A 25,821-nucleotide genomic window follows, 5' to 3' on the forward strand; every position below is an offset into this window, starting at 1 on the left:
TTATGAGAAAGAAAATCATCATCGGATCCATTTTTATTATTGTTATCGGTCTATTTATTGGCTTTAACATTGCAAAAAATCAATCAAAGCCTGCTTCGACAGCAGCTATCAAAACAGTAAAACCTACGCAAAAAGAAATCACCACTACGGTCATGACGCCAGGGACACTTTCATTCTCTGAAGAGCAGTTCATTTATGCAGAAGAGGAAAAGGGACACTTGAAGGGGATTTCTGTGAAAGAAGGAGAAAAGGTAAAGCCTGGAACGCCGCTTCTTACATATGAAAATAGAGAGCTGGAACTTGAAGAAGAGCAGCAAGCTCTTGCGGCTGAATCCAGTACGTTAAAACGCGAACAATTACAAAATAGATTGAGCGAATTAGATAAAAAACAAGGAGGCGACTCCGCTGCCAACCCTAAAACCGAGCGAGACCAGCTTGAACTAGAGCTGAAAGCGGCTGAATTAGAACAAAAACAAGCAGAGATCAGCCAAGAAAAAGTAAAAGCACAAATAGAAGATTTAATCGTACATAGTAAAATTGCCGGTACAGTCATTTCCATTGAGCAAGAAGAAGGGGCAGGAAAGCCAGAAGAGAGACAGCCGATCATTCATATTGGCAATGAGAAAAAAATGATTGTGCGAGGATTGATTTCTGAGTATGACGCCATAAAAGTGAAAAAGAAACAAAAAGTAAAGATAACGTCTGATGTCATTCGCGGAAAGAGCTGGCAAGGGGTCGTGAAAAAAGTGGGGGTTGTACCTGCTCAGGCAGCATCCGAAACAACTGCAGGTGATCAAACGGTGCAATATCCAGTTGAAATCGAAATAAAGGGAAAAAAACCTGAAGCAAAACCTGGTTTTAAAATGATCATGGAAATTGAAACAGATAAGCGTCAAGCCTTAACGATTCCTGAATCAGCTGTAAAAAAAGAGGATGATGGACAATATGTATATGTTGTCAAAAAGAATGTACTTAAAAAAGTAAAAGTGGAGCTAGGGGAAACGTCAGGTCATGATCTTGAAGTGACAAAAGGTGTCATAGCAGAGGATCAAATCATTTCTCATCCATCAGATGATATGTATGACGGAATGGAAGTGAATGCTGAATGATTCAGCTTTCAAACGTGACAAAAAGCTACGAGGTTGCCCAAGAATCATTTGATGTATTAAGTGAGGTCGATCTTGTCATCGAAAAAGGCGAGTATATGTCCATTATGGGCCCGTCCGGCTCTGGAAAATCGACGTTAATGAATATCGTTGGCTGTTTAGACCGGCCAACTACAGGACAATATCATTTTCAAGGAAGAGAGCTGTCAGCAGCAAAGGATCAAGACCTCGCAGTGATTCGAAATCAATTCATTGGATTTGTCTTTCAGCAATTTCATCTGCTGCCGAGGTTAAATGCGAGGCGTAATGTTGAGCTTCCGATGATTTACGCTGGTATCAGTCAAAAGGAAAGAAAAGAACGCGCAGAGATGGCACTTGAAAAGGTTGGTTTGACAGACCGAATGAAACATATGCCAAGTGAGTTGTCGGGAGGACAAAAGCAAAGAGTGGCAATAGCCCGTGCAATTGTCAATAAGCCGCAGCTTATCTTAGCAGATGAACCGACAGGCGCTCTTGACTCAAAAACAAGCTTCTCAATCATGGAACAGTTTACTAAGCTGAATGAGGAAGGGACAACGATTGTGCTTGTCACCCATGAAGAAGAAATAGCTGCATATACAAATCGGACGGTCGTTGTAAGAGATGGCCGACTCGTTAAAGATAGATTGACACAAGGGGACGCTATGAATGAAACTCTTTGAAAATATCAAAATAGCGATGAATTCTGTTTTAGCTCATAAATTACGTTCTATTTTAACGATGCTTGGGATTATTATTGGTGTTGGATCAGTCATTGCGGTCGTGGCTATCGGTCAAGGCGGCGAGCAAATGCTAAAAGGGTCAATTTCGGGTCCAAACAATACAGTTGATATGACGTATACGCCGTCTGACGAAGAGTTAAATGCAAATCCCAACGCTTTATTCGATGCCACATTTACTGAGGAAGACATAAAAAGCATTAAGACAATCAATGGGGTGAATCAGGTTGCCTCTTCGACTGCGCAAGGAATGCAGTTGAGATTTCAAGATACAACAGTGGATGCGACAGTTAACGGTATAAATGAAGGGTATACGAATGTACATTCATTACAAATAGCAGAAGGGCAGAATTTAAGAGATATTGACTTTAGAAGCGGCAGAAGAGCCGCCCTCATCTCTGAAGGCTTACAAAAAGAATTATTTAATGGACAGAAGGCATTGGGCGAAATGATTTGGATGAACGGACAGCCGGTTGAAGTCATCGGTGTTTTAGCCAAACAAAAAGGGATGCTCTCATTCGATATGAATGAAATATATGTCCCTTTTGCAATGCTCACCTCCACATTTGGGATCAATGAATACGATAAGTTGTCAATTCAAGTCGCACATGCTGATCAAATGAAGGAAGTAGGAAAGAGTGCGGCTGCATTATTAAATGAAAATCATCATACAGAAGATGCTTATGAAATGATCAACATGGAAGAAATCGCAGAAGGCATTGGTCAAATCACGTCTGTTATGACCACAATCATTGGCTCAATAGCTGGAATTTCTTTACTTGTCGGCGGTATCGGCGTGATGAATATCATGCTTGTTTCTGTGACAGAGAGGACAAGGGAAATCGGTATTCGAAAAGCGATTGGAGCAACGAGGGCTCAAATACTCGTTCAATTTTTAATTGAGTCTGTCGTCTTAACCTTGATCGGCGGGTTGATGGGGATTGCACTAGGTATAGGCGGTGCCTCGTTAGTATCACTCATTGCCGGCTGGCCGTCCTTAGTATCTTGGCAAATCATCTGTGTAGGTGTGCTGTTTAGTATGTTTATTGGGATTGTTTTTGGGTTAATTCCTGCGAATAAAGCAGCAAGACTAGATCCGATTGATTCTCTTAGATATGAATAATTTCGAGAAGAACAAAAGTATACAAATAGTGTGAATTCCGCTGTAATCAAACATCAAAAGCTTTTATGCACATCGCATAAAAGCTTTTTTTAGTTCTATTGAATGAAATGAAAAATGATAGAAATGCTAAGATCATGACTTTCATCTTAATGTCACATATTTTTCAGTTTACAAATGGTACATATAAAGGTAAGATGACCATTGTGAAAGATTTTGATAGTTATTGAATGTATTTGATTGTTTTGTATTGATAATGTTGAAAAAAGCGATTACAATAAAGGTGCGCGCAAAATGAATACGTTTTCAAAAGGGGGTGTTTTCATGTTAACACCGGAAAGACATCAACTCATTATCGACTGTTTAGAAGAAAATGATGTCATCAAAATACAGGACTTAACGATTATGACGGATGCGTCTGAATCTACTATTAGAAGAGATTTATCAGCCCTTGAAGAAAAAGGATTTCTTAAAAGAGTTCATGGGGGAGCAGCCAAGATATCAAGTATCCGTCTTGAACCAGATGTATTTGAGAAATCTGCCAAAAACCTTCAAGAAAAGTCATTGGTTGCAGAGGCAGCTGCTTCACTTTTAAAACAAGGCGATTGTATTTATTTAGACGCTGGTACGACCACACAGCAAATGATTGAATATATCGATCCAGAACAAGATATTGTTGTGGTGACAAACGGTGTTATGCACATTGAAGCACTCATGAGAAAAGGCATTTCTTTTTACCTGATAGGCGGATCAGTGAAACATCGAACAGGAGCCATGGTGGGAGCCGCAGCTTTGACGGCGATGGAAAATTACCGTTTTGACAAAAGCTTTGTTGGGACGAACGGCATTCATCCCGAGGCAGGGTTTACAACACCTGATCCAGAGGAAGCGCTCATGAAAAAAAGGGCCATGAAGCAGGCGAAAAAAACCTATATCTTAACAGATGCCTCTAAATTTGGCGAAATATCGTTTTCAACCTTTGCTAGTTTACAGGAAGCCACCATTATCACAAACGACGCAAAAGAGGATTCATTCGATAATTACCATGAAAAAACGGTTATAAAGGTAGTGAAAACATGATTTATACAGTTACTTTAAACCCATCAGTTGATTACATCGTACACGTGGAGGATTTCGCAGTCGGCGGTTTGAATCGTTCAACCTATGACAAAAAATATCCGGGCGGAAAAGGGATCAATGTCTCAAGGCTTTTAAAACGTCACGGTGTTGAATCAAAAGCGCTTGGATTCATAGGCGGATTTACAGGCAAATATATTCAAGACTTTTTACAAAACGAACAATTACAAACAGCCTTTCACGAGGTGGCAGAAGATACACGAATTAATGTGAAACTAAAAACAGGTGAAGAAACCGAAATCAACGGACTCGGCCCATCAATTACTGAAGCGCAATTTGAGTCGTTTCTGTCTCAATTTACTTCATTGATTGAAGGAGATGTCGTTGTGTTAGCTGGCAGCATTCCTTCTTCATTGCCTCATAACACGTATGAACGTATTGCTGAAGTGTGCGAAAAGCAAGGCGTTAGAGTTGTCCTTGATATTTCCGGGGAAGCTCTAAAAAAAGCAGCAGGCTTGAAACCGTTCTTAATGAAGCCAAACCATCATGAACTAGGTGAAATGTTTGAGACGAGCATCTCTACTGCAGAAGAAGCCATTCCTTATGGGAAGAAGCTGTTAGAACAAGGTGCTGAACATGTCATCGTATCCATGGCTGGAGATGGCGCTCTCTTATTCAGTAAGGAAGGGATTTATCAGTCCAATGTTCCAAAGGGTACGCTTGTTAATTCGGTTGGTGCAGGGGATTCAGTCGTTGCAGGATTTTTAGCCGGCGTTTCGAAAGGCCTTTCGATTGAAGAATCATTTAAGCTTGGCGTCACATCAGGCAGTGCTACAGCATTTTCTGAAGAGCTTGGGACAAAAGAGCTTGTCGACACACTATTACCACAAGTAAAAGTCACACGCATTTAAAGGAGGAGTCATCATGAAAATAACAGAACTACTCACAAAGCAGACCATTAAGCTTCAATTAGACAGCCAGCAAAAAGCAGCAGTCATTGAAGAACTAGTCACTGTTTTAGATACAGCTGGCAAGTTAAATGATAAAGAGGGCTACAAAGAAGCAGTGATCAACCGTGAAAAACAGAGCTCTACTGGTATTGGTGAAGGAATTGCTATCCCTCACGCTAAAACAGCAAGTGTCAAAGAGCCTGCTATTGCATTTGGCCGCTCGGTAGCTGGTGTAGATTATGAATCACTGGACGCGCAGCCGAGTCATCTTGTCTTTATGATTGCAGCAACTGAAGGCGCAAACAACACGCACTTAGAAGCACTTTCTCGTTTATCAACACTTCTGATGCGTGAAGAAATTAGAAAGCAGCTTCTTGAAGCGGCTACTGAAGATGAAATCATCGATATCATCAATACGCATGACAAGGACGATGAAGAAGAAGAGGAAGTTCAAGAGGAGCCGGCTGTATCAGGTAAACCAGCTAAGATTTTAGCAGTAACAGCTTGCCCAACAGGTATTGCACATACATTTATGGCAGCAGATGCTTTGAAAGAAAAAGCGAAAGAAATGGGCGTTGACATTAAAGTCGAAACAAACGGCTCTGGCGGTATTAAACACGCTCTTACGGCAAAAGAAATCGAAGAAGCACCAGCCATCATTGTGGCAGCGGACAAGCAAGTTGAAATGGAACGCTTTAAAGGCAAACATGTCATTGAAGTACCTGTGACAGCAGGAATTCGTCGTCCGCAGGAATTGATTGAAAAAGCAGTCAATCAAGATGCGCCGATCTATAAAGGATCTGGCGGCAGTTCTTCAAAAGACGAACATGAGTCATCTGGCAAAGGGAGAAGTGGTTTCTACAAGCACTTAATGAGCGGTGTAAGCAACATGCTTCCATTTGTTGTCGGGGGCGGTATCCTTGTTGCAATTTCATTCTTCTGGGGTATTAAATCGGCTGACCCTAATGACCCTTCATTTAATTCATTTGCAGCTGTTTTAAAAGGAATTGGCGGAGATAATGCACTTGCCTTAATCGTGGCTGTATTAGCCGGATTTATTGCGATGAGTATTGCTGATCGTCCAGGTTTTGCGCCAGGTATGGTCGGTGGATTTATGGCGTCAGCAGCAGGTGCAGGATTCTTAGGTGGACTCATTGCCGGTTTCCTTGCTGGTTATGTCGTTGTGTTACTTAAAAAAGTATTCACTTTCGTACCGCAGTCGCTCGACGGGATTAAACCGGTTCTGCTCTATCCATTGTTCGGTATTTTCTTCACAGGTATCATTATGCATTACGTTGTTAACACACCAGTAAAAATGGTGATGGACGGATTAACTCATTGGCTTGAAACTTTAGGTACTGGAAACCTTGTCTTAATGGGCATTATTTTGGCAGGTATGATGGCGATTGATATGGGTGGGCCAATTAACAAAGCGGCTTACACATTTGGTCTTGCAATGATTGCTGCTGGAAACTATGCACCGCATGCTGCCATTATGGCAGGCGGAATGGTACCACCATTAGGTATTGCACTTGCTACAACAATTTTTAGAAATAAATTCTCAAAACGTGACCGAGAAGCAGGAATTACATGCTACTTCATGGGAGCTGCCTTCATCACTGAAGGGGCGATCCCGTTTGCAGCGGCTGATCCTCTACGCGTGATTCCTTCAGCTGTCATTGGAGCAGCTGTGGCTGGCGGATTAACGGAATTCTTTAGAGTCACGCTTCCTGCACCGCACGGCGGACTATTCGTTTTCTGGGTAACAAATCATCCGATACTTTATATCATCAGCATCTTAATCGGTGCCGTTGTAACAGCGATTTTACTTGGTATTTTGAAAAAACCAGTGAAACTAGAAGCGTAAAGTAGAAGAGAAGCATCGTGAACAGCGGTGCTTCTTTTTGTTTAATTATGAACAAATTAGGAAAAAATATCTAATTGAATGGTTGTCTTGTGAATTTTTAAATGACATGTGATAAAGTAAAGTTATTCAATTCACGTTTCAAGTCTTTTAGCAGAAAGTCTTAGGAGGAAGCAGTATTTTGAACGAAGAAAACAAACAAAACGAAAATGATATTCAATCTGATGCAAAGCAAGCCAAAACAGAGAAGAAAAGTTCACTGTTTGAATGGATCAAAGCCATTTTAATTGCACTTGCGCTCGTCTTGCTCATCCGTACGTTTATATTTGAGCCGTATGTGGTGGAAGGAGAGTCAATGGAACCGACCCTTCATGATGGGGAAAAGCTGTTTGTCAACAAAACCATTAACTATCTAGGTGGTGTCAAACGAGGTGACATCGTGATTATTAATGGAAAAGATGGCCAGAAAATTCATTATGTAAAACGATTGATCGGTCTTCCGGGAGACACGATTGAAATGAAGGATGATACGCTTTACATTAATGGTAAAAAAGTAGATGAGACTTACTTAAAAGAGAACAAGGCACATGCGAAAGAGTATGAAGTGCATTTGACAGGTGATTTTGGTCCAGTGAAAGTACCGAAAAACGATTACTTTGTGATGGGGGACAACAGACTCAATTCCATGGACAGCAGAAATGGACTTGGACTCATTGAAAAGGATCGGGTTGTCGGGACATCAGAATTTGTTTTCTTCCCATTTGGCGACATTCGGCAAACAAAATAAAAGCACCCTTCTCAGGTGCGTGAGAAAAGTGCTTGAATGGGCGACCCTTAAAAGAAGGGTCGCTTTTAATTTGGCGTGAGCACTGTAACAATGAGCACAATGGCCAACACAGAAGCGAAGACAGACCCAGTAATGGCTAAAACGGACCGAAACAATCCGATCTTATGATTTTCTTTCCCTCGCTTTTGTAAAAAGCGTTTCGAAAAGATGTGTACCAGTGTGTAAATAAGCACAAGCCCAATATAAAGGCCAAAATCCCTCGCATTAAAGCCTGTTGCAGATAAATAAATACCCATAAAGAAAATCAATAAACAGTATTCCATCAGTGTAAGTAATCTCAAATCGCACGAACTCCTTCAATAAATCATTCCCACTTATTATACCATATTGGACAATTTGCCTTCGTTCTTAGTGAGAGACGTTTCTATCAAACGTTATTCATGTTATACTTCATAATGATGAATGAGTGATGGAGGATTAATAAATGATTGCAGTAAATAATGTTAGTTTGCGATTTGCTGATCGTAAACTATTTGAAGAAGTAAATATTAAATTCACTCCTGGCAACTGCTACGGTTTAATTGGTGCCAATGGAGCTGGTAAATCAACGTTTCTAAAGATTCTTTCAGGTGAAATTGAGGCTCAGACGGGCGATATTCATATGAGCCCTGGTGAGCGTTTAGCGATTTTAAAACAGAACCACTTTGAATACGAAGAATTTGAAGTATTAAAAGTCGTCATGATGGGTCACAAGCGTTTATATGATGTGATGCAGGAGAAAGATGCAATCTATATGAAACCTGATTTCTCAGATGAAGACGGGATTCGTGCAGCAGAGCTTGAAGGTGAGTTCGCTGAGTTAAACGGCTGGGAAGCAGAAAGTGAAGCAGCGATCTTATTAAAAGGTCTTGGCATTCCAGAGAGCCTTCAATCGAAGAAAATGTCTGAGCTTGGTGGTTCTGAAAAGGTAAAAGTACTACTAGCCCAAGCGTTATTTGGCAAGCCTGACGTCCTTCTTCTGGATGAGCCAACGAACCACTTGGACTTACAAGCCATCCAGTGGCTAGAAGAGTTCCTTATTCATTTTGAAAATACCGTCATCGTCGTTTCGCATGACCGTCACTTCTTAAACAAAGTGTGTACACATATTGCGGACCTAGACTTCGGAAAAATTCAAGTATATGTCGGTAACTATGATTTCTGGTATGAGTCTAGCCAGCTAGCGCTGAAACTCAGCCAAGATGCAAATAAGAAAAAAGAAGAGCAAATTAAGCAGCTTCAAGAGTTCGTTGCCCGGTTCAGTGCGAACGCTTCTAAATCGAAGCAAGCGACCTCAAGAAAGAAATTGCTTGATAAAATCTCTTTAGACGATATTAAGCCCTCTTCACGTAAATATCCGTATGTTCATTTTGCGCCAGAGCGTGAAATCGGAAATGATGTCCTTCAAGTAGAAGGTCTATCGAAAACAATTGACGGTGTGAAAGTACTTGATAACGTCAGCTTTATCATGAATCGCGAGGATAAAATTGCGTTCCTAAGCCGTAATGAGCTTGCTGTGTCTACTTTATTTAAAATTCTTGCTGGTGAGATAGAGCCAGACAGCGGGACATATAAATGGGGCGTCACAACATCTCAAGCCTTTTTCCCGAAAGACAATAGTGAATACTTTGAAGGAAACGATGTCGATTTAGTGGATTGGCTTCGCCAATATTCTCCTAATGATCAAAGCGAAAGCTTCTTACGCGGATTCTTAGGACGTATGCTTTTCTCTGGGGAAGAAGTAAAGAAAAAAGCAAGCGTCTTATCAGGAGGAGAAAAGGTTCGTTGTATGTTATCGAAAATGATGCTGTCAGGAGCGAATGTACTGCTTCTGGATGAGCCGACGAACCACTTAGACCTAGAATCCATTACGGCGCTAAATAACGGTTTAATGAGCTTTAAAGGAGCGATGCTCTTCTCATCTCATGACCATCAGTTTGTTGAAACAGTGGCAAACCGTATTATCGAAGTGACGCCAAATGGCATCGTCGATAAACAAACAACATATGATGAGTTCTTATCAGATCAAGAGATTCAAAAGAGACTCGTTGAACTTTATGCGTAAATAAGAAAAGACATCCAATTGTGGATGTCTTCAGCATGTAGACAAACCCTCGCATTCGTTGTCAGTCCTGCGCGCCGGTGCTCACGAATGTCAAATTCGCTCCGCTCCGGTACTCGCCCTTCCTAGACTGCAAAGGTTTTCTATCACGCTGAAAAGAAGACAAAGGGCTAAAATCAAGATCATTTTAGCCCTTTGTCAACAATCTGAAGACATCCAATTGTGGATGTCTTTTTTTCGGTTAAATCGCCCAATTCCCATTACGGAAGATCGGTTCACGTTTTCCGTCTTTTGTAATACCGTCAATATTCATTTCCTTTGAACCAATCATGAAATCGACGTGTGTGATACTGTTGTTTACACCAGCTGCATCCAATTCTTCACGATTCATCTCTTTTCCGCCTTCGATATTGAACGCATATCCGCTGCCGATGGCAAGGTGGTTCGATGCGTTTTCATCATAAAGGGTATTGTAATAGAGAATATTCGAGTTTGAGATTGGTGAATCATCTGGTACAAGAGCAACTTCACCTAGATAATGAGAGCCTTCATCTGTTTCAACGAGCGAAGTTAAAATGTCTTCGCCTTCCTTCGCTTTCACATCGACAATTCGGCCATTTTCAAATGTTAAAGTAAACTCATCAATGATATTTCCTGCATAGCTGAGCGGTTTTGTGCTTGAGACAGTCCCATTTACACCGTCTTTTTTAGGTACAGTAAAGACTTCTTCTGTCGGCATGTTAGCCATGAAAGAGACGCCGCGCTCACTCACGCTGCCGGCACCTACCCAAATGTGCTGCTCAGGGAGCTCAATCGTTAAATCAGTGCCAGGAGCATCATAATGAAGCTTGTGGTAGTGGCGCTCATTTAGGATTTTGACCTTTTCATTTAGCGACTCATCGTGCTTTTTCCAAGCCTCCACAGGATCTGCTTGATCAGCGCGAGCGACTTTAAAGATTTGATCCCATAATAAAGCGACAGCTTCTTCATCTGTCTGGTCAGGGAAAATCTTTTTCGCCCAATCTTTTGATGCAGCGCCTACAACCGTCCAAGCCACTTTGTCTGATTGAACGTATTGGCGATATGTATGAAGGGCGGATCCAGCGGCTTTTTGCTGTGCAGCGATTTTTTTCGAATCAATGCCTCGCAGAAGGTCAGGGCTTTCTGACAAGATCGTGATAAAAGCGCCGCCGCGTTTTGCGATGGTTTCCATCATCTGTGCTTCCCATTCTGGGAATTGCTCAAACACATCTTGCGGTGCATGTTCATATTTTAAACGAGCAAGAACACCGTCACTCCAGCGGATATGTACGTTTTTCGCCCCGCGCTCATACGCATGTTTCGCAACAAGACGAACAAGGTCTGCAGATTCAGTAGATGCAGATACGACGACTTCTTGTTCTTTTTGAACATTCACACCGACTTCAACGATGGTCTTCGCATATTGATCTAGTTGTTTTTCAAATGAATTCATAAAAACCCTCCTTTAGTCATGTTCATCATATCAGATTTAAGACCGAAAAGGAAAATGGGGAGCACGCGAAAAGCCAAAATAAAAAAGCCGCTTTCATGCGGCTTTTTTAGCGGTTCAGTTGTTTCACAGGCTGTGCATTAGAAGGGGGCATATGTGAAAACGACAGGCTCATTCCTCCTAATATAATACCCGTTAAAATGACTGTGACAACGACCCGTTTACCTAAATCAAGCAACATGTTCTTCCTCCTTCACGTTTATCCATTCCTCACGATATGATCGAAATGATAAAAAAAGAAGTAGAACAAGAAGATTATTTTAATGTTTTTTGCAATTTATGAATGACTTCTAGTGAACGACCTGTTCCGATTGCGACAGATTCAAGTGGATTTGCTGCAATATGAACTGGAACGACAATCTCCTGTGAGAGCCATTCTTGAATCCCGTTTAACAAAGCGCCACCGCCAGTTAAGATCACGCCGCGGTCTACGATGTCACCACTAAGCTCTGGAGGGCTGTCCTCTAATGTGGCACGAATCGCCTCTAAAATATGAAGAAGTGACTCTCGCATGGCACCTTGAATTTCATGAGATTCAAGTGTGATCGTTTTTGGAAGACCTGTCACCAGATCACGTCCACGTACTTCTAATGACTCTGGCTCATGCTCAATGAGACCATAACCAATTTCCATTTTAACTTGCTCAGCTGTCCGCTCGCCGATTAATAGGTTATATTTCTTTCGCACAAATGTAATGATATCTTCGTCCAGCTGATCTCCACCAATTCGAATGGAATGACAAGAGACAACGCCGCCAAACGAAATGATGGCAACTTCCGTTGTTCCTCCGCCAATATCGACTACGACGTTTGCAACAGGCTCATCTACTGGGAGATCAGCGCCGATTGCGGCTGCAACTGGTTCTTCAATTAAATGCACGTGCTTTGCTCCGCAGTTTTTCACAGCATCACTGATGGCACGGCGCTCAACAGCTGTTGAACCAGAAGGTGTACATACGACGACCGTTGGTTTTCTGAAGGTAAACCCGATATTTTTTCCTGCTTTTTTCATGATTTGTTTGAGTAAATCTGTTGTCATATCATAATCAGCGATGACACCGTCTTTCATCGGACGAATCGCCACAATTTTCCCAGGTGTTTTCCCAATCATTTCTTTTGCTTCTGTTCCGACGGCAAGTACAGTTTTTGTTTCTGTATCGACTGCCACGACGGACGGTTCATTTAAAATAATTCCCTTATTTTTACTATAAACCAATATGTTAGCTGTTCCTAAATCAATTCCAATTTCGGCATTTTGAAACATGTTTTCACCCAATCTCTATTTTTGCTGTTTTAAACAATTTTACATTTAAAAGTTCAGAGGGTTGAGCTCATTTGTGGGGGTTTGTGATGACCTTGAAATGAACTTGTAAAATTCAAGTATCATTTTGACAATCACAATAAATTTTCCCTTTGTTTTTTCTTTTGTGAAAAAAATTTTCAAGTTGGAGAAACCTTTCGTGAATCTCTTACGTCTACGATATATCAATTGGTGAAAAACAGATTGATCTTGAGCTAATGAAAGAAAGAGGGAACGAAATTGAAATCTATCGGAGTCGTAAGAAAAGTAGATGAACTAGGGCGTATTGTGATGCCAATCGAATTGAGAAGAGCACTTGATATCGCAATTAAAGACAGTATGGAATTTTTTATAGATGGGGAGAAAATCGTCTTGAAAAAATACAAGCCAGAGGGTGTTTGCCTCATGACTGGTGAGATTACTTCTGAGAATCATGAATATGGAAATGGTAAAATTAATTTAAGCGCTGAAGGCGCAGAACTACTGCTAAAAGAGCTGCAAGAAGCCCTTCAACAGTAATGAAAATAGCCTGCTCTCTTTCTTTGTGCGGAGAACAGGCTATTTTTTATGAAAAAAGTTCCTTAAAAATGCCCCATCTCCCTCAAAAAATAAGTGGAAAATGGTACAATTGACAAAGAATCTCAGGGCGGCAGGTGGAATCATTTGAACAAAACATATCAAGTGCGGATCGTGTTATCTGTTCTTGCATTTATTTTAATATTAAGCTGGGATTTCTTTTATTATCTAGGCGGCTATCAAATTAATTGGCCGCTCGATCTAGCCTTTACAGTCCTTGTTCTAACAGGGATCTGGGTTGTCTCAGGCTATGTAGACCGCTTAAATCTATTTGTGTCAGACTTAAATACGAGAGAGAAAGAAGCACACGAACTGACAGAGCGGCTGAATCGAATCACAGATAACTTGCAAGAAATCGTCTTTGAAACAAACGAAAAAGGTGAAATTATTTTTTTGAATCAAGCATGGACACAAATGACAGGCTATGACATTGATGAATGTCTAGGCACCATGTACAATCAGTACTTTGATCAAGAGGAACGCGTGGTGCAGCATTTGTTATCTGTGATCAAGGAGCATAAGGATGCGGGGCGGGTAGAACTGCAGCTTCTACATAAAGAGGGAAAGAAGGTATGGGGAGACGTTCATTACAAGCTCTATTTTGATGAGCATCACCAGTTTACCGGAGGAATTGGAACAGTAGCTGATATTACGAAACAAAAGCAGGCAAAGCTTGAGCTTGAAAGATCCAATCAGCAATTGCAAATGCAGGCGCAAAAGCTGGCCGTCGCTGGACAAATAGCCGCTGGAATCGCCCATGAAGTCAGAAATCCACTGACATCAGTAAATGGTTTTTTACAGCTGATGAAGACACAATATCCTGAAAGAACCGATTATTTTGACATTATCTTCTCTGAAATTAAACGAATTGATTTTGTTTTAAGTGAGCTACTTGTATTGGCTAAGCCTCAATCGGTCCATTTTCAAGAAGTTCAGCTTCATGAGCTTCTAGAACAAGTGATTACTTTATTAAAAACAAATGCCGTTCTTTCAAATATTGATCTCAAGCAGCCATTTAAAAGGCAGGATGCCGGCGCAATCCTAGCAGACGCTAACCAAATGAAGCAGCTGTTCATTAATTTAATCAAAAATGCGATTGAGGCAATGCCTGAAGGTGGCAGCATATACATATCTACAGAAAAAGTATTGAATGAATGGAAGATTACCATTCAAGATGAAGGAAAAGGGATGTCAGAAAAGGATATTCAAAAAATATATGATCCTTTCTTTTCCACGAAAAAAGAAGGGACAGGGCTTGGTCTGACCATCTGTGCGACAATTTTAAAAGATCATCACGGAACAATGGACGTGTCTAGTGAGCTTGGAAAAGGCACAGCTTTTCATATTTATTTGCCTATGTGTCAAAAAAGCAGACAGCAGCAAGTTGAGAGGACGTGAAGTCATGACGGTGAAAGCTTTATTTGTATATGGGACGCTATTGCAGCATGAAGAGCACCAAGAAGCGTACATGAAAGAAAGCAGACTAATAGCTAAATCTGCTTGGATGAATGGAAGGATTTATGATACAAGTCAAGGATATCCAGCGTGTGTTCCCGCAGAAAAAGGCACTGTATACGGGGAATTATACGAGGTAACCGCTGACACGTTGAATAAGATAGACGTACTAGAGGAAGGGTATGACAAGCAGGAAATCAATGTCATGACGGATCAAGGTCAGGTAGCAGCCGTGACATACACTTTGCCAGAGCAGAAGGCATCAGCGCTGAAAGAAATAAAGAGAGGGTGCTGGAAAGCTTATAAACTGTGGCAGCAGAAGCCATCATCCTTCTATTATTTTGCCTATGGCTCCTGTATGGATGATGCTAGGTTTAAGCTAGCAGAAGTCGATCATCACTTCAGACAAATCATCGGCGGTGGTGTACTAAATGGTTTTACTACGAGATTTACATTGGTGAGGCCAGATGGATCAAGAGCTGATATGGTAGAAGACGGCGGCGAAACAGAGGGTGTATTATATGAAGTTCCTTTTGATGCCATTCGTTATTTGTATAAACGAGAGGGAGTATATGAAGGTACATATCGTCCAGCTTTTGTCGATGTCAAAATAGGTGATCAAATTTATGAGGACTGTTTAACCTTTCTTGTGATTCAAAAGAGCGAAGAAATCGCTCCGCCAGCTCATTATCGAAGTGAAATCGAAAAAGGAGCAGACCTTTACTTAAGTGAAGCGTTCCGCAGAAAAATTCGTTCGCATATGGATTCATTAATCAAACCGTAGTAAAATGCATGGTAAGTGAGATAAAAGGAGTCTGAACATGAAAAAGGAATATGCAGTCATTGGTCTTGGACGCTTTGGCGGAAGTATTTGCAAGGCGCTGAGCGAAGAAGGACTTGAAGTCATGGCGATGGATATGAATGAAGATCGAGTAAACGAGTACGCGAAAATTGCCTCGCATGCGGTCATTGGTGATTCGACGGACGAAAACGTTTTAAAAAATCTTGGTATTCGCAATTTTGATCATGTCATCGTTGCAATCGGTGAAAATATTCAGGCAAGTATTTTAACAACGATTATGTTGAAAGAGCTTGGCGTCAAAATGGTCACCGTGAAAGCGCAAAATGACTACCATGAAAAGGTGCTCAACAAAATTGGAGCGGATCGCATCGTTCATCCAGAGCGAGATATGGGCAGACGGATTGCACATAAAATCATTTCAAATAACGTACTTGATTACCTCGAGCTGTCAGATGAGTACAGCCTGATTGAGATTGTGGCAAACAGCAGGCTTGCGGGACATTCTCTTTTAGATCTTGATATACGGGCAAGGTACGGCATCAACATCGTGGCCATTAAGCGCGGAAAAGAAGTCATTGTTTCCCCGCTGGCAGATGAAATGATTCAAAAAGAAGATATCCTCATTGTCATTGGGGCAGTAGCCGATATAGGACGCTTTGAAAAACGAGAAATGCAGAACGATTATTAAGCACTCCGATGACGGGGTGTTTTTTTTATATGAATGTGTTCATGGTAGGTGGACATTGAGACGGAAATAGACACTGAAAAGGGTTGTTTTATTCATGTATAACCGCAAAAATAAGTCATCCTATTTTTCATGCAATTATCACTATTCAGAAATAAAAATCAGTGTTTTGATATGGTTGATTTTCTCTAAATGTCATTGACTGGACAAACAGATTCGTTTACGATAAGAAACATTATATTGTTTACTTGGAGGAGGCAGTGTCGTTGGATAAGGAGCTTTTCAGACATCAAATTGAGGTAGCAGCAAAGAGAAAAAAAGCAGCCCTCGTGATTAAACATGCGAAAGTCATGGATGTGTTTAACCAAGAATGGATAGACGCAGATGTCGCTGTTGAAAATGGACAAATAGTCGGGATAGGAGAGTACGAGGGTAAGCAGGAGCTTGATGCAGCAGGTCAAATGCTTGTGCCTGGTTTTATTGATGGCCACGTTCATATCGAGTCTTCTATGGTTACCCCTGCTGAATTTTCCAAAGCTGTCGTTCCGCGCGGTGTGACAACTGTCGTAACAGATCCTCATGAAATCGCCAATGTGTCAGGTATAACAGGCATCCGTTTTATGCTGGAAGAAGCGAGAAAAGCTGCCTTACATATTTATTTCATGCTGCCATCCTGTGTACCGGCAGTCAGTTTTGAACGATCAGGTGCTACATTAAAAGCGAAAGATTTAAAGCCTCTTTATCAAGAAAAGGAAGTGCTTGGTCTTGCTGAGGTGATGGACTATGTCGGTGTGGAGCAGGCAGAAGAAGATATGCTTCAAAAGCTGCTTGATGCCCAAAATGAGAATAAACTGATTGATGGCCATTTAGCAGGCTTAACAGATCGTTTAATCAACGTCTACCGGACGGCCAATGTCCAAACAGACCATGAGGTGACAACTGCACAGGAAGCCCTTGAACGTGTGAAAAGGGGTATGTATGTGATGCTGAGAGAAGGATCTGTTGCCAAAAACGTGAAAAATGTTTTACCCGCTGTCAATGAAAAGAATGCGAGACGCTTTTTCTTTTGTACAGATGATAAACATTTGGATGATTTAATGGCACAGGGAAGTATTGATGAGCAAGTACGGATGTCCATAAAAGAAGGTTTAGATCCATTTTTAGCTTATCAAATGGGAAGCTTAAATGCCGCAGAGTGTTTTGGTCTTAAAACAAAGGGAGCCATTGCACCAGGCTATGATGCTGATTTTATGCTCGTTTCAGACTTTCATCATGTAGACATTACAAGCGTATTTATCGCAGGTGAATTGGTTGCACAGAACGGAGAGTACAAGCCGAGTGTCGAAAAGAGCGCACCGAGCCCAGCATTATTACAATCTGTTCATGCAGTAGATGTTCAAGAGGAAGACATTGCACTACCTATCACGGGCGATCAACAGATGAATGTCATCCGTATTATTCCGAATCAGCTTGAAACAAAGTTAGAACAAGTCTCTCCTTCAGAAATGAACGGACAATTTACAAGTGATACAGGCAGAGATGTATTGAAAATGGTGCTTGTTGAACGTCATCAAGGTTTATCTGAAATGGGCGTAGGGATTGTCAGTGGCTTTGGCATCAAACAGGGCGCGATTGCAACAACGGTTGCACATGATTCACATAACTTAATTGCAGTTGGCACAAATGATGCTGATATCATCAAAGCGATTGAGGCGTTAAAAGAAGCAGGCGGCGGTTTGACTGTTGTTAAAGAAGGGCGTTCTCTTCATACGCTGCCATTACCGATCTCTGGTTTATTGTCAGATCAGCCGGCACATCTCGTCAATGAAAGCCTTCATACACTTCATGAAGCGCTTAAAGAAACAGGTTTTACCTTAGACTTTAATCCGTTTTTGACGCTGTCCTTCTTGGCACTTCCAGTCATTCCTGATGTGAAAATGACGACAAAGGGCTTGTTTGATGTCAGAAACTTTCAGCACCTCCCAATTCAATCATAAAAAGTGAGAAACCGCATGTGTACGATGGATATATGCGGCTTTTTTCAATACTTGATGAAAAAAAGAGACACAGCCAGTCGGCTCGTGTCTCTTTTTGTGATTACACTTCCATAATAATCGGTAAGATCATTGGGCGGCGTCTTGTTTTTTCGTAAAGGAAAGGTGCAAGTGTGTCCGTAATTTCGTTCTTAATTTCCGACCACTGAGTTGTCTTGCGTTCCATTACTTTTTCAAGATGCTTTGAAATGAGATCTTGTGCGTCGTTGATGAGATCTCCAGATTCTCTCATGTAGACAAAGCCTCTTGAGATGAGATCAGGACCAGCAGAGATTTTGAATTCTTTCATGTCCATGCTGACGACCACAATGACAAGACCTTCTTCAGAAAGAATGCGGCGGTCTCTTAAGACGATATTCCCGATATCGCCAATTCCGCTTCCGTCGATATACACGTTACCTGATGGAATTTTGCCAGCGACACTTGCTTCGTCACCTTTTAGTGCAAGTACTTCACCGTTATCCATGATAAAGCAGTTTTCCTCAGGAATTCCGCAATCATTCGCAAGTTTAATATGCGTTTTTTGCATGCGGTATTCGCCGTGAATCGGCATAAAGAATTTTGGTTTAATTAAACGGAGCATCAGCTTTTGTTCTTCTTGTCCGCCGTGACCAGATGTATGAATATTATTAAGTGAGCCATGAATAACCTCAGCGCCAGCACGGTACAGCTGGTTAATGGTGCGGCTTACGCTAATATTGTTACCCGGAATTGGTGAAGATGAGAAGACAACAGTGTCTCCAGGATTAATCGAAATCTGGCGGTGAGTTCCGTTTGCAATACGAGAAAGAGCAGCCATCGGCTCACCTTGGCTCCCAGTACAAAGAATCGTCACTTTGTTTGCTGGTAGACGGTTGATTTCATTATGTTCAATGAACGTGTTTTTTGGACATTTAATGTAGCCAAGATCTTGTCCAATATCAATGGCAGACTCCATACTTCGTCCAAACACCGCAACTTTTCGGCCGTTGGCAACAGCGGACTCGATCACTTGCTGAAGTCTGTGAATGTTTGAAGCAAACGTAGCAAAGATGATACGTCCGTCGACTTTTCTAAAGATGTCATCAATGCTTTCGCCTACGCGTCTTTCAGACATCGTAAATTCTGGAATTTCACTGTTTGTACTATCGGATAAAAGACATAGAACGCCTTCTTTCCCGATTTCAGCCATTTTTGTTAAGTTGGCAGGTTCGCCAACAGGCGTAAAGTCAAACTTGAAATCACCTGTATGTACGATGTTACCAGGAGGTGTCTTCACGACAATTCCATAAGAATCTGGAATACTGTGTGTAGTTCTAAAGAAAGACACAGCTGTTTTTCTAAATTTAATGGTATCTTCTTCTTCATAAATGTGAAGTTTTGTTTGTCTCAAGAGACCGTGCTCTTCCAATTTATTACGAAGTAGGCCGATTGCGAGTTTGCCGCCGTAAACTGGAATATTCACTTGCTTGAGAAGGTAAGGGATACCGCCGATGTGGTCTTCATGTCCGTGAGTGATGAAAAGACCTTTGATTTTATCTTCGTTTTTAACTAAGTACGTATAGTCAGGGATGACGTAGTCAATTCCAAGAAGCTCATCTTCAGGGAACTTAATACCAGCATCAATTAAAATGATTTCATCTTGAAATTGAACGCCATACGTGTTTTTACCGATCTCGCCTAAACCGCCGAGCGCAAAAACTGCCGCCTGATCGTTTTTTACAAATTTCATTCCTCTCATAGCTCCAATACTTTAAAATTTTCACTTTCTCGTTCATAGTCTAAAAAAGCACCGTCTACAGGCTGAATGAATTCAATGTTGTAGCTATGTTTTTTCAACTTATCGCGTACGTCTCTTTCAGAAACCGCTTCAACGTATAGTGAATCTGTGTGTTCTCTTACAGGTACCTCAGTAGTACTTGCCTGAAAAAATACCTTATATATCATCCAAATCTCTCCTTAAATACCGTATGTTACACTCGCTATTTCTATTATATTAAAAAAACGCGCATAAGAAAAGTCTCTGAGAAAAAAGGACCTTCAGCAAATGTGCGGAAGATCCTTTTAAGCGATCGATTTTTTTCGAAGCATGTCCTTCCATTGTCTTCTAATTTTCTTGCGCAGACGACGAAGCATCGCAGGTCGCCTCCTTTCGAATTGAACTTAGATTAGACCTTGTATTCCGTTCTCTCTTTATACTTGTATTATATGACGTTTCCATTGAATGTTACATGGTTATATGTGGGAAATGGGCGTTTTCATAGGAAGTGGTTTCGAAAGCAGAAATCTTTCTGTATGATGAAAGGGAGTGGGTATACATAACAAGAGACAGGAGACGGGATATGAATAAAAAAGTCATCTTCTTTGATATCGACGGTACTTTATATGATCATGATAAAAAAATACCTGAATCAACGAAGCGAGCGGTTCATTTATTAAAAGAAAAAGGCCATCATCTCTTCATTGCATCTGGGCGTTCGCCTTTTTTAATTAAGCCTATTTTAGAGGAATTGGGGCTTGACTCCTTTATTGCTTATAACGGTCAGTATGTCATGTTTGAGGGAGAAGTCATTTACGGCAATCCGCTTAAACTGGAGCTGATGGAGAAAATTTATGAAACGGCAGATCGTCAAGATCATCCGCTTGTTTTCATGGGAGAAAAAGCGCTGAAGGCTTCTGTGCCAAATCATCCGTTTATCCATGAGGGGATTGGGACTTTAAAAATAAAGCATCCTGAACATGATTTGTCTTACTTTAAAGAGAACGAGATTTTTCAAATACTGTTATTCTGTAAGGCAGAAGAGGAAGTCCAATACGAGGCGTTCCGCGAAGAAATTGATCTTGTCAGGTGGCACGAGCTGTCAACAGATGTCGTGCCAAAAGGCGGATCGAAGGCTGAAGGCATTAAACGAGTTATCGAAAGACTGCCTTATGAGCAAAAGGATACCGTTGCCTTTGGAGACGGTCTGAACGATCGAGAGATGATTTCGTTTGCTGGTACAGGCGTCGCCATGGGAAATGCTGTGAATGAACTAAAAGATTTGGCTGATTTTGTGACAAAGCCGGTGGATGAAGACGGCATATTCCATGCAGTGACTCATCTAGGCTTGATTGAAGAATAAAAAAAGAAGACCCTTAGGTGATTGGGTCTTCTCAGCGTGTAGACAAACCCTCGCATTCGCCCGCAGGTCTGCGCGCTGATGCTCACGAATGTTCAATTCGCTCCGCAAAAGTAGCTGCCCTTCCTAGACTGCAAAGGCTTTCTATCACTCTGAAAAGAAGACAAAGTGCTAAAATAAAAATCATTTTAGCACTTTGTCAACAATCTAATAAGACCCTTAGGTGATTGGGTCTTCTTTTTATTTTATGATCTGCCGATCGCAACAGAGTTGTCAGGCTCAGCGAATGGCTGATCCTTTTGAATATGATCATAAAACATAATGCCGTTTAAATGGTCGATTTCATGCTGAAACACAATGGCCGGAAACCCTTTTAGGCGAATGTCAATGTCTTCTCCTTCAAGCGTTGTGGCCTTCACCCTGATCTTTTGATATCGAGGGACAAATCCAGGAATGGCTTCATCAACAGATAAGCAGCCTTCACCAGTAGTTAAATAAGCTCTTTTGACGGAATGACTGACAATGCGCGGGTTGAAAAGGGCATAGCTGTATTCCTCTCCATCTTCATCCTCACAGTGAACAGCGATCATTCGCTTACTGACATTAATTTGCGGAGCCGCGAGTCCAACGCCGGGTCTGAGTCCATACGTTTCAGCTATGTCAGCATCCTGACTATTTTTAACGAATTCAATCATGTCAGCTAATTGCTGTTTTTCCTCTTCTGTCGGCGGGAGCTCGACCGCTTCAGCTGTTTGTCTTAAGACGGGATGTCCGTCCCGTACGATATCTTCCATGGTAATCACAAATCTTCACTCCTATTTCCTTTGTATGTAAAGTATATAAAATGATACACAACATATGCAATGAAATAAAGAAGACCGGTCCTATGAGACCGGTCAGAGGCTTAAACAGCCATTAGCAGCAGCCGCCACCGCCGCCTAAGAATGCTGCGCCAACGATGATTAATAGGATGAAAAGGACAACGATTAAAGCGAATGTCCGTCCACCGCCGTATCCGTATCCACCGCCATAACTTGGGTAACAACAGCCACCGCCATATCCACCACCGTGTCCATACCCGTAACCGCCGTATCCACCATACATACTTCCATGACTATAATTAGACATACTTTTGACCTCCTTTGGAAATACACTCGGCCTCTCATAAGTGAAGGCGAAGCGTGTAATATAAACTATGTATGAATGCACTATTTGTATAGTCATGCGCCTATCACTTGAAAAAAATCTTCTTTAGCTCATCAGAATGACCTCTTTCCTTGTCACAAACGCCTATAAAAATTATAGTGGTATGTGGAGATGTAAAGGGGGAACCTTGTGATGAAACAAATAAGAAGAAGCATGAAAGCAGGTGCTGCTTTAGCGGGGATATGTACCCTTTTGCTGGCGGGATGCGGAGGTCAAAGTTCATTTCATGACATGCAAGATGCGATGAAGAAAATGAGCGAAAAAGAAGCATCCTTTGAAAAAGAGCAAGGCGCACTGCAAAGCTATGAGAAAAAAGAGCAGCAGCTCTATAAAAAAATGATTCAAACCACAAAGGATCACACTAATACAGTGACAAGCCTTTCTGATCAGGCGTTAGCATCTGCAGCGAAACGAGAAGAACATTTGAAAACAGAAAAAGACAGCATGGATGAATCGAAAAAAGAATTGAAAACGGTCAAGAAATCTGCGGGACGTATACAAGATACGGATTTAAAAGAAAAAGCAGATGAAACGGTCAAATCGCTTGAGAAAAGATATGCGTCGTATGACCAGCTTTACAAGGAATATCAAAAGGCGTTGAAACAAGATCAGCATTTATATCAATCTTTAAAGAAAAAGGACTTAGGATATAAAGAGCTAAAATTCAAGCTGAAGACGGTGAACCATTCTTATAGCAAAGTCAGAAAAGAAGGTAAAAAGTTCAATCAATATACAAAGCAATTGAATGAGCATAAACAGGCTTTGTCTAAAGCGGCAGATCAAGAGTCCAAAAAGAGCTGAAAAAACAGCTCTTTTTTATTTTTCGACAAAAACAAACATTTTCTATTGTAGTACAGTAGTATACTCTATACTAGTACAGTTTGAAGTGTTTGTTAAACAGATTGATACAGCTCACCATAAAAAGTAAAGCGAATACATTTATTTAAATAAAGGCGTTAAATCAATTGACGGACTATTTTTCTTGTTGTAAACTAGTCCTTGTTAACAGAAGTTGTATTAGTTATTTGTGAACTATCGTTAATACAGTTATAAGAACTCAAAAACGAGCGATCATCTCATGTTTCGACAACGATCCTAGTGGCTATTAAATACAGGAGTCATATGTGTATTTTGGGTTATCCTATATCTGTATGTATAAATGGATTCACGACAAATTGACTGTTAAAAGAAAGGAAGAGGTGACTTTAGAATGGCTGCAAAAACAAAAAAAGCAATTGTTGATAGCAAAAAGCAATTTGATGCCATCAAAAAGCAGTTTGAAACGTTTCAAATTTTAAACGAAAAAGGCGAAGTCGTAAACGAAGCGGCAATGCCAGATCTCTCAGATGACCAATTAAAAGAATTAATGCGCCGTATGGTGTTTACACGTGTATTAGATCAACGTTCAATTTCATTGAACCGTCAAGGACGTCTTGGCTTCTATGCGCCAACCGCTGGACAAGAGGCTTCTCAGCTTGCAACTCACTTTGCACTTGAGAAAGAAGATTTCATTCTTCCAGGATATCGTGATGTACCACAATTAATCTGGCATGGCCTGCCACTAACAAAAGCATTCTTGTTCTCTCGAGGACATTTTGTTGGTAACCAAATGCCTGAAGGTGTGAATGTACTTTCTCCACAAATCATTATCGGTGCACAAATCATTCAAGCTGCTGGTGTAGCTCTTGGTTTGAAAAAACGCGGTAAAAAAGCTGTTGCAATCACTTACACAGGTGATGGCGGAGCTTCACAAGGTGATTTCTACGAAGGTATTAACTTTGCAGGGGCTTACAAAGCGCCAGCGATTTTTGTTGTCCAAAACAACAGATATGCGATCTCTACACCTGTTGAAAAGCAATCTGCTGCGCAAACAATTGCACAAAAAGCAGCTGCAGCTGGTATCGTAGGCGTACAAGTTGACGGTATGGATGCATTAGCTGTATATGCAGTGACTGCTGAAGCTCGTGAGCGTGCTATAAATGGTGAAGGTCCAACATTAATCGAAACTCTTACATTCCGTTACGGCCCACATACAATGGCTGGTGACGATCCAACAAGATATCGTACAAAAGAAGATGAAAACGAGTGGGAGCAAAAAGATCCATTGGTACGCTACCGCAAATTCTTGGAAAACAAAGGCCTATGGTCTGAAGAAGAAGAGAATAAAGTCATCGAAGATGCAAAAGAACAAATCAAACAAGCAATCAAAGAAGCTGACGAACAGCCTAAGCAAAAAGTCACTGACTTGATTGAAAACATGTATGAAGTAAAACCATTCAACCTAGTTGAACAGCTTGAAATTTACAAACAGAAGGAGTCGAAGTAAGCCATGGCGCAAATTACAATGATTCAAGCGATCACTGATGCGTTACGCACAGAACTGAAAAATGACGAAAACGTTCTCGTTTTCGGAGAAGACGTTGGTAAAAACGGCGGCGTATTCCGTGCGACTGAAGGATTGCAAAAAGAGTTTGGTGAGGATCGCGTATTCGATACTCCACTTGCTGAATCTGGTATTGGCGGTCTTGCAATTGGCCTTGGACTACAAGAATTCCGCCCAGTAATGGAAATTCAATTCTTCGGATTCGTTTACGAAGTATTAGATTCTGTTTCTGGACAAATGGCTCGTATGCGCTACCGTTCTGGCGGACGCTGGCATTCTCCAGTGACAATCCGTTCTCCATTCGGCGGGGGAGTTCACACACCTGAGCTTCACGCTGACAGCTTAGAAGGTCTTATCGCACAACAGCCTGGTATCAAGGTGGTTATTCCTTCAACACCTTACGATGCAAAAGGACTATTAATTTCTGCAATTCGCGACAACGATCCAGTTGTATTCCTTGAGCATATGAAACTTTATCGCTCTTTCCGTCAGGAAGTTCCTGAAGAAGAGTACACAATTGAAATCGGTAAAGCTGACGTGAAACGTGAAGGTTCTGATCTTTCAATCATTACTTACGGTGCAATGGTTCACGAATCACTTAAAGCTGCTGAAGAACTTGAAAAAGAAGGCGTTTCTGCTGAAGTGATCGACCTTCGTACAGTAAGCCCGCTTGATATTGAAACAATCATCGCTTCTGTTGAAAAAACAGGCCGTGCGATCGTTGTTCAAGAAGCACAAAAACAAGCTGGTATTGCTGCAAACGTAGTAGCTGAAATCAATGACAGAGCAATCCTTAGCTTAGAAGCTCCAGTACTTCGTGTAGCTGCACCTGATACTGTATTTGCTTTCTCTCAAGCTGAAACTGTATGGCTTCCAAACCATAAAGACGTGCTTGAAACAGCTAAGAAAGTTCTTGAATTTTAATTAAATGACAAGGGGGAAAAGAATTTATTTCTCTTCCCCTTTATC

Annotated in this window: 25 protein-coding genes; 17 read left to right on the plus strand and 8 right to left on the minus strand. The window is 41.2% G+C overall.

All coding sequences use genetic code 11. The annotated features are described in order from the left end of the window. The first annotated feature begins 2 nt into the window (after positions 1–2). From NST39_RS07390 to lepB, 7 genes are all read left to right on the plus strand, one after another. Positions 3–1,109, plus strand: coding sequence for an efflux RND transporter periplasmic adaptor subunit (locus NST39_RS07390; RefSeq protein ID WP_111911409.1), 1,107 nt, complete (start codon positions 3–5; stop codon positions 1,107–1,109). Beyond that, positions 1,106–1,807 carry an ABC transporter ATP-binding protein gene (locus NST39_RS07395; protein ID WP_341027697.1) on the plus strand — a complete coding sequence of 234 codons (702 nt, stop codon included), beginning with the start codon at positions 1,106–1,108 and terminating at the stop codon, positions 1,805–1,807. Before NST39_RS07390 ends, NST39_RS07395 begins: the two co-directional genes overlap by 4 nt. Continuing rightward, a complete protein-coding gene (locus NST39_RS07400; protein WP_044142039.1) occupies positions 1,794–2,987 on the plus strand; it encodes an ABC transporter permease in 1,194 nt (397 codons plus the stop codon). The genes NST39_RS07395 and NST39_RS07400 overlap by 14 nt, the downstream gene beginning before the upstream one ends. Positions 2,988–3,308: 321 nt before the next feature. Further along, positions 3,309–4,064, plus strand: a complete 756-nt coding sequence (locus NST39_RS07405; protein WP_003211999.1) for a DeoR/GlpR family DNA-binding transcription regulator — start codon at positions 3,309–3,311, stop codon at positions 4,062–4,064. Then, positions 4,061–4,972 (plus strand): 1-phosphofructokinase, encoded by a 912-nt coding sequence (gene pfkB, locus NST39_RS07410; protein WP_106065214.1) that lies wholly within the window; start codon positions 4,061–4,063, stop codon positions 4,970–4,972. The genes NST39_RS07405 and pfkB overlap by 4 nt, the downstream gene beginning before the upstream one ends. A gap of 13 nt (positions 4,973–4,985) precedes the next feature. Beyond that, positions 4,986–6,878, plus strand: a complete 1,893-nt coding sequence (locus tag NST39_RS07415) for a PTS fructose transporter subunit IIABC (RefSeq protein ID WP_106065215.1) — start codon at positions 4,986–4,988, stop codon at positions 6,876–6,878. 211 nt (positions 6,879–7,089) lie between these two features. Further along, positions 7,090–7,662: a signal peptidase I gene (lepB, locus tag NST39_RS07420; protein ID WP_034620046.1), complete on the plus strand. Its 573-nt coding sequence runs from the start codon at positions 7,090–7,092 to the stop codon at positions 7,660–7,662. A 65-nt stretch (positions 7,663–7,727) separates the two neighbouring features. Here lepB and NST39_RS07425 read toward each other — a convergent pair whose 3' ends face one another. Then, positions 7,728–8,003 (minus strand): hypothetical protein, encoded by a 276-nt coding sequence (locus tag NST39_RS07425; protein WP_034619939.1) that lies wholly within the window; start codon positions 8,001–8,003, stop codon positions 7,728–7,730. Positions 8,004–8,146: 143 nt separating this feature from the next. Here NST39_RS07425 and NST39_RS07430 point away from each other — a divergent pair, with 143 nt between their 5' ends. Beyond that, positions 8,147–9,766 (plus strand): ABC-F family ATP-binding cassette domain-containing protein, encoded by a 1,620-nt coding sequence (locus NST39_RS07430; RefSeq protein ID WP_341027701.1) that lies wholly within the window; start codon positions 8,147–8,149, stop codon positions 9,764–9,766. A 238-nt stretch (positions 9,767–10,004) separates the two neighbouring features. Here the strand turns inward: NST39_RS07430 and NST39_RS07435 are convergent, their stop codons facing one another. From NST39_RS07435 to mreBH, 3 genes are all read right to left on the minus strand, one after another. Next, positions 10,005–11,237, minus strand: coding sequence for an aminopeptidase (locus NST39_RS07435; protein ID WP_111911417.1), 1,233 nt, complete (start codon positions 11,235–11,237; stop codon positions 10,005–10,007). Positions 11,238–11,343: 106 nt separating this feature from the next. Continuing rightward, on the minus strand, positions 11,344–11,475 hold the full coding sequence (locus tag NST39_RS07440) for a protein YkpC (RefSeq protein WP_003210922.1): 132 nt from the start codon (positions 11,473–11,475) through the stop codon (positions 11,344–11,346). A gap of 74 nt (positions 11,476–11,549) precedes the next feature. Further along, entirely contained in the window at positions 11,550–12,557 is a 1,008-nt protein-coding gene (mreBH, locus tag NST39_RS07445; protein ID WP_012009812.1) for a rod-share determining protein MreBH, read from the minus strand. Positions 12,558–12,833: 276 nt separating this feature from the next. On the opposite strand from mreBH, the gene NST39_RS07450 reads away from it, so the two are divergent. The 5 genes from NST39_RS07450 (at position 12,834) to ade (ending at position 18,108) form a co-directional block, all read left to right on the plus strand. Continuing rightward, positions 12,834–13,112 carry an AbrB/MazE/SpoVT family DNA-binding domain-containing protein gene (locus NST39_RS07450; RefSeq protein ID WP_341027704.1) on the plus strand — a complete coding sequence of 93 codons (279 nt, stop codon included), beginning with the start codon at positions 12,834–12,836 and terminating at the stop codon, positions 13,110–13,112. 144 nt (positions 13,113–13,256) lie between these two features. Beyond that, positions 13,257–14,567, plus strand: coding sequence for an ATP-binding protein (locus NST39_RS07455; protein WP_341027707.1), 1,311 nt, complete (start codon positions 13,257–13,259; stop codon positions 14,565–14,567). Positions 14,568–14,571: 4 nt separating this feature from the next. Then, positions 14,572–15,408 (plus strand): gamma-glutamylcyclotransferase, encoded by an 837-nt coding sequence (locus NST39_RS07460; RefSeq protein WP_341027710.1) that lies wholly within the window; start codon positions 14,572–14,574, stop codon positions 15,406–15,408. 37 nt (positions 15,409–15,445) lie between these two features. After that, the gene (locus NST39_RS07465; RefSeq protein WP_044142031.1) at positions 15,446–16,114 is read left to right on the plus strand and encodes a potassium channel family protein; all 669 of its coding nucleotides are present in this window, start codon (positions 15,446–15,448) and stop codon (positions 16,112–16,114) included. Between the two features lie 263 nt (positions 16,115–16,377). Continuing rightward, positions 16,378–18,108 (plus strand): adenine deaminase, encoded by a 1,731-nt coding sequence (ade, locus tag NST39_RS07470; protein ID WP_341027712.1) that lies wholly within the window; start codon positions 16,378–16,380, stop codon positions 18,106–18,108. Between the two features lie 100 nt (positions 18,109–18,208). Here ade and rnjA read toward each other — a convergent pair whose 3' ends face one another. Both rnjA and NST39_RS07480 read right to left on the minus strand, forming a co-directional pair. Beyond that, the gene (gene rnjA, locus NST39_RS07475) at positions 18,209–19,876 is read right to left on the minus strand and encodes a ribonuclease J1 (protein WP_003212511.1); all 1,668 of its coding nucleotides are present in this window, start codon (positions 19,874–19,876) and stop codon (positions 18,209–18,211) included. Between the two features lie 5 nt (positions 19,877–19,881). Beyond that, on the minus strand, positions 19,882–20,091 hold the full coding sequence (locus NST39_RS07480) for a DNA-dependent RNA polymerase subunit epsilon (RefSeq protein ID WP_003211882.1): 210 nt from the start codon (positions 20,089–20,091) through the stop codon (positions 19,882–19,884). A 395-nt stretch (positions 20,092–20,486) separates the two neighbouring features. On the opposite strand from NST39_RS07480, the gene NST39_RS07485 reads away from it, so the two are divergent. Continuing rightward, positions 20,487–21,266 carry a Cof-type HAD-IIB family hydrolase gene (locus NST39_RS07485; RefSeq protein ID WP_341027716.1) on the plus strand — a complete coding sequence of 260 codons (780 nt, stop codon included), beginning with the start codon at positions 20,487–20,489 and terminating at the stop codon, positions 21,264–21,266. Between the two features lie 242 nt (positions 21,267–21,508). Here the strand turns inward: NST39_RS07485 and def are convergent, their stop codons facing one another. Continuing rightward, complete coding sequence (gene def / locus NST39_RS07490; protein ID WP_065097207.1) at positions 21,509–22,066, minus strand: peptide deformylase; 558 nt, start codon at positions 22,064–22,066, stop codon at positions 21,509–21,511. A gap of 112 nt (positions 22,067–22,178) precedes the next feature. Then, positions 22,179–22,367, minus strand: coding sequence for a YjcZ family sporulation protein (locus NST39_RS07495; RefSeq protein WP_106067392.1), 189 nt, complete (start codon positions 22,365–22,367; stop codon positions 22,179–22,181). A 234-nt stretch (positions 22,368–22,601) separates the two neighbouring features. On the opposite strand from NST39_RS07495, the gene NST39_RS07500 reads away from it, so the two are divergent. The 3 genes from NST39_RS07500 to pdhB all read left to right on the plus strand — a co-directional run bounded on the left by NST39_RS07500 (position 22,602) and on the right by pdhB (position 25,776). After that, entirely contained in the window at positions 22,602–23,270 is a 669-nt protein-coding gene (locus NST39_RS07500; protein WP_341027718.1) for a YkyA family protein, read from the plus strand. Positions 23,271–23,679: 409 nt separating this feature from the next. Then, a complete protein-coding gene (pdhA, locus tag NST39_RS07505; RefSeq protein WP_044142026.1) occupies positions 23,680–24,795 on the plus strand; it encodes a pyruvate dehydrogenase (acetyl-transferring) E1 component subunit alpha in 1,116 nt (371 codons plus the stop codon). 3 nt (positions 24,796–24,798) lie between these two features. Next, complete coding sequence (gene pdhB / locus NST39_RS07510; RefSeq protein WP_341027722.1) at positions 24,799–25,776, plus strand: pyruvate dehydrogenase complex E1 component subunit beta; 978 nt, start codon at positions 24,799–24,801, stop codon at positions 25,774–25,776. The last annotated feature ends 45 nt before the right edge of the window (positions 25,777–25,821 follow it).

This window comes from Bacillus sp. FSL W8-0645, assembly GCF_038007905.1.
GTDB classification, from domain to species: Bacteria; Bacillota; Bacilli; order Bacillales; family Bacillaceae; genus Bacillus; species Bacillus pumilus.

What these genes read in the sequence shown, in the direction of transcription:
- rnjA (WP_003212511.1), bottom strand. Translation starts at nt 19,876, where the DNA reads ATGAAATTTGTAAAAAACGATCAGGCGGCAGTTTTTGCGCTCGGCGGT.
- NST39_RS07435 (WP_111911417.1), bottom strand. Translation starts at nt 11,237, where the DNA reads ATGAATTCATTTGAAAAACAACTAGATCAATATGCGAAGACCATCGTT.
- pdhB (WP_341027722.1), top strand. Translation starts at nt 24,799, where the DNA reads ATGGCGCAAATTACAATGATTCAAGCGATCACTGATGCGTTACGCACA.
- NST39_RS07395 (WP_341027697.1), top strand. Translation starts at nt 1,106, where the DNA reads ATGATTCAGCTTTCAAACGTGACAAAAAGCTACGAGGTTGCCCAAGAA.
- NST39_RS07390 (WP_111911409.1), top strand. Translation starts at nt 3, where the DNA reads ATGAGAAAGAAAATCATCATCGGATCCATTTTTATTATTGTTATCGGT.
- NST39_RS07405 (WP_003211999.1), top strand. Translation starts at nt 3,309, where the DNA reads ATGTTAACACCGGAAAGACATCAACTCATTATCGACTGTTTAGAAGAA.
- pfkB (WP_106065214.1), top strand. Translation starts at nt 4,061, where the DNA reads ATGATTTATACAGTTACTTTAAACCCATCAGTTGATTACATCGTACAC.
- NST39_RS07480 (WP_003211882.1), bottom strand. Translation starts at nt 20,091, where the DNA reads ATGATATATAAGGTATTTTTTCAGGCAAGTACTACTGAGGTACCTGTA.
- NST39_RS07485 (WP_341027716.1), top strand. Translation starts at nt 20,487, where the DNA reads ATGAATAAAAAAGTCATCTTCTTTGATATCGACGGTACTTTATATGAT.
- NST39_RS07430 (WP_341027701.1), top strand. Translation starts at nt 8,147, where the DNA reads ATGATTGCAGTAAATAATGTTAGTTTGCGATTTGCTGATCGTAAACTA.
- NST39_RS07415 (WP_106065215.1), top strand. Translation starts at nt 4,986, where the DNA reads ATGAAAATAACAGAACTACTCACAAAGCAGACCATTAAGCTTCAATTA.
- NST39_RS07495 (WP_106067392.1), bottom strand. Translation starts at nt 22,367, where the DNA reads ATGTATGGTGGATACGGCGGTTACGGGTATGGACACGGTGGTGGATAT.
- NST39_RS07500 (WP_341027718.1), top strand. Translation starts at nt 22,602, where the DNA reads ATGAAACAAATAAGAAGAAGCATGAAAGCAGGTGCTGCTTTAGCGGGG.
- NST39_RS07460 (WP_341027710.1), top strand. Translation starts at nt 14,572, where the DNA reads ATGACGGTGAAAGCTTTATTTGTATATGGGACGCTATTGCAGCATGAA.
- NST39_RS07440 (WP_003210922.1), bottom strand. Translation starts at nt 11,475, where the DNA reads ATGTTGCTTGATTTAGGTAAACGGGTCGTTGTCACAGTCATTTTAACG.
- pdhA (WP_044142026.1), top strand. Translation starts at nt 23,680, where the DNA reads ATGGCTGCAAAAACAAAAAAAGCAATTGTTGATAGCAAAAAGCAATTT.
- NST39_RS07465 (WP_044142031.1), top strand. Translation starts at nt 15,446, where the DNA reads ATGAAAAAGGAATATGCAGTCATTGGTCTTGGACGCTTTGGCGGAAGT.
- NST39_RS07400 (WP_044142039.1), top strand. Translation starts at nt 1,794, where the DNA reads ATGAAACTCTTTGAAAATATCAAAATAGCGATGAATTCTGTTTTAGCT.
- mreBH (WP_012009812.1), bottom strand. Translation starts at nt 12,557, where the DNA reads ATGTTTCAAAATGCCGAAATTGGAATTGATTTAGGAACAGCTAACATA.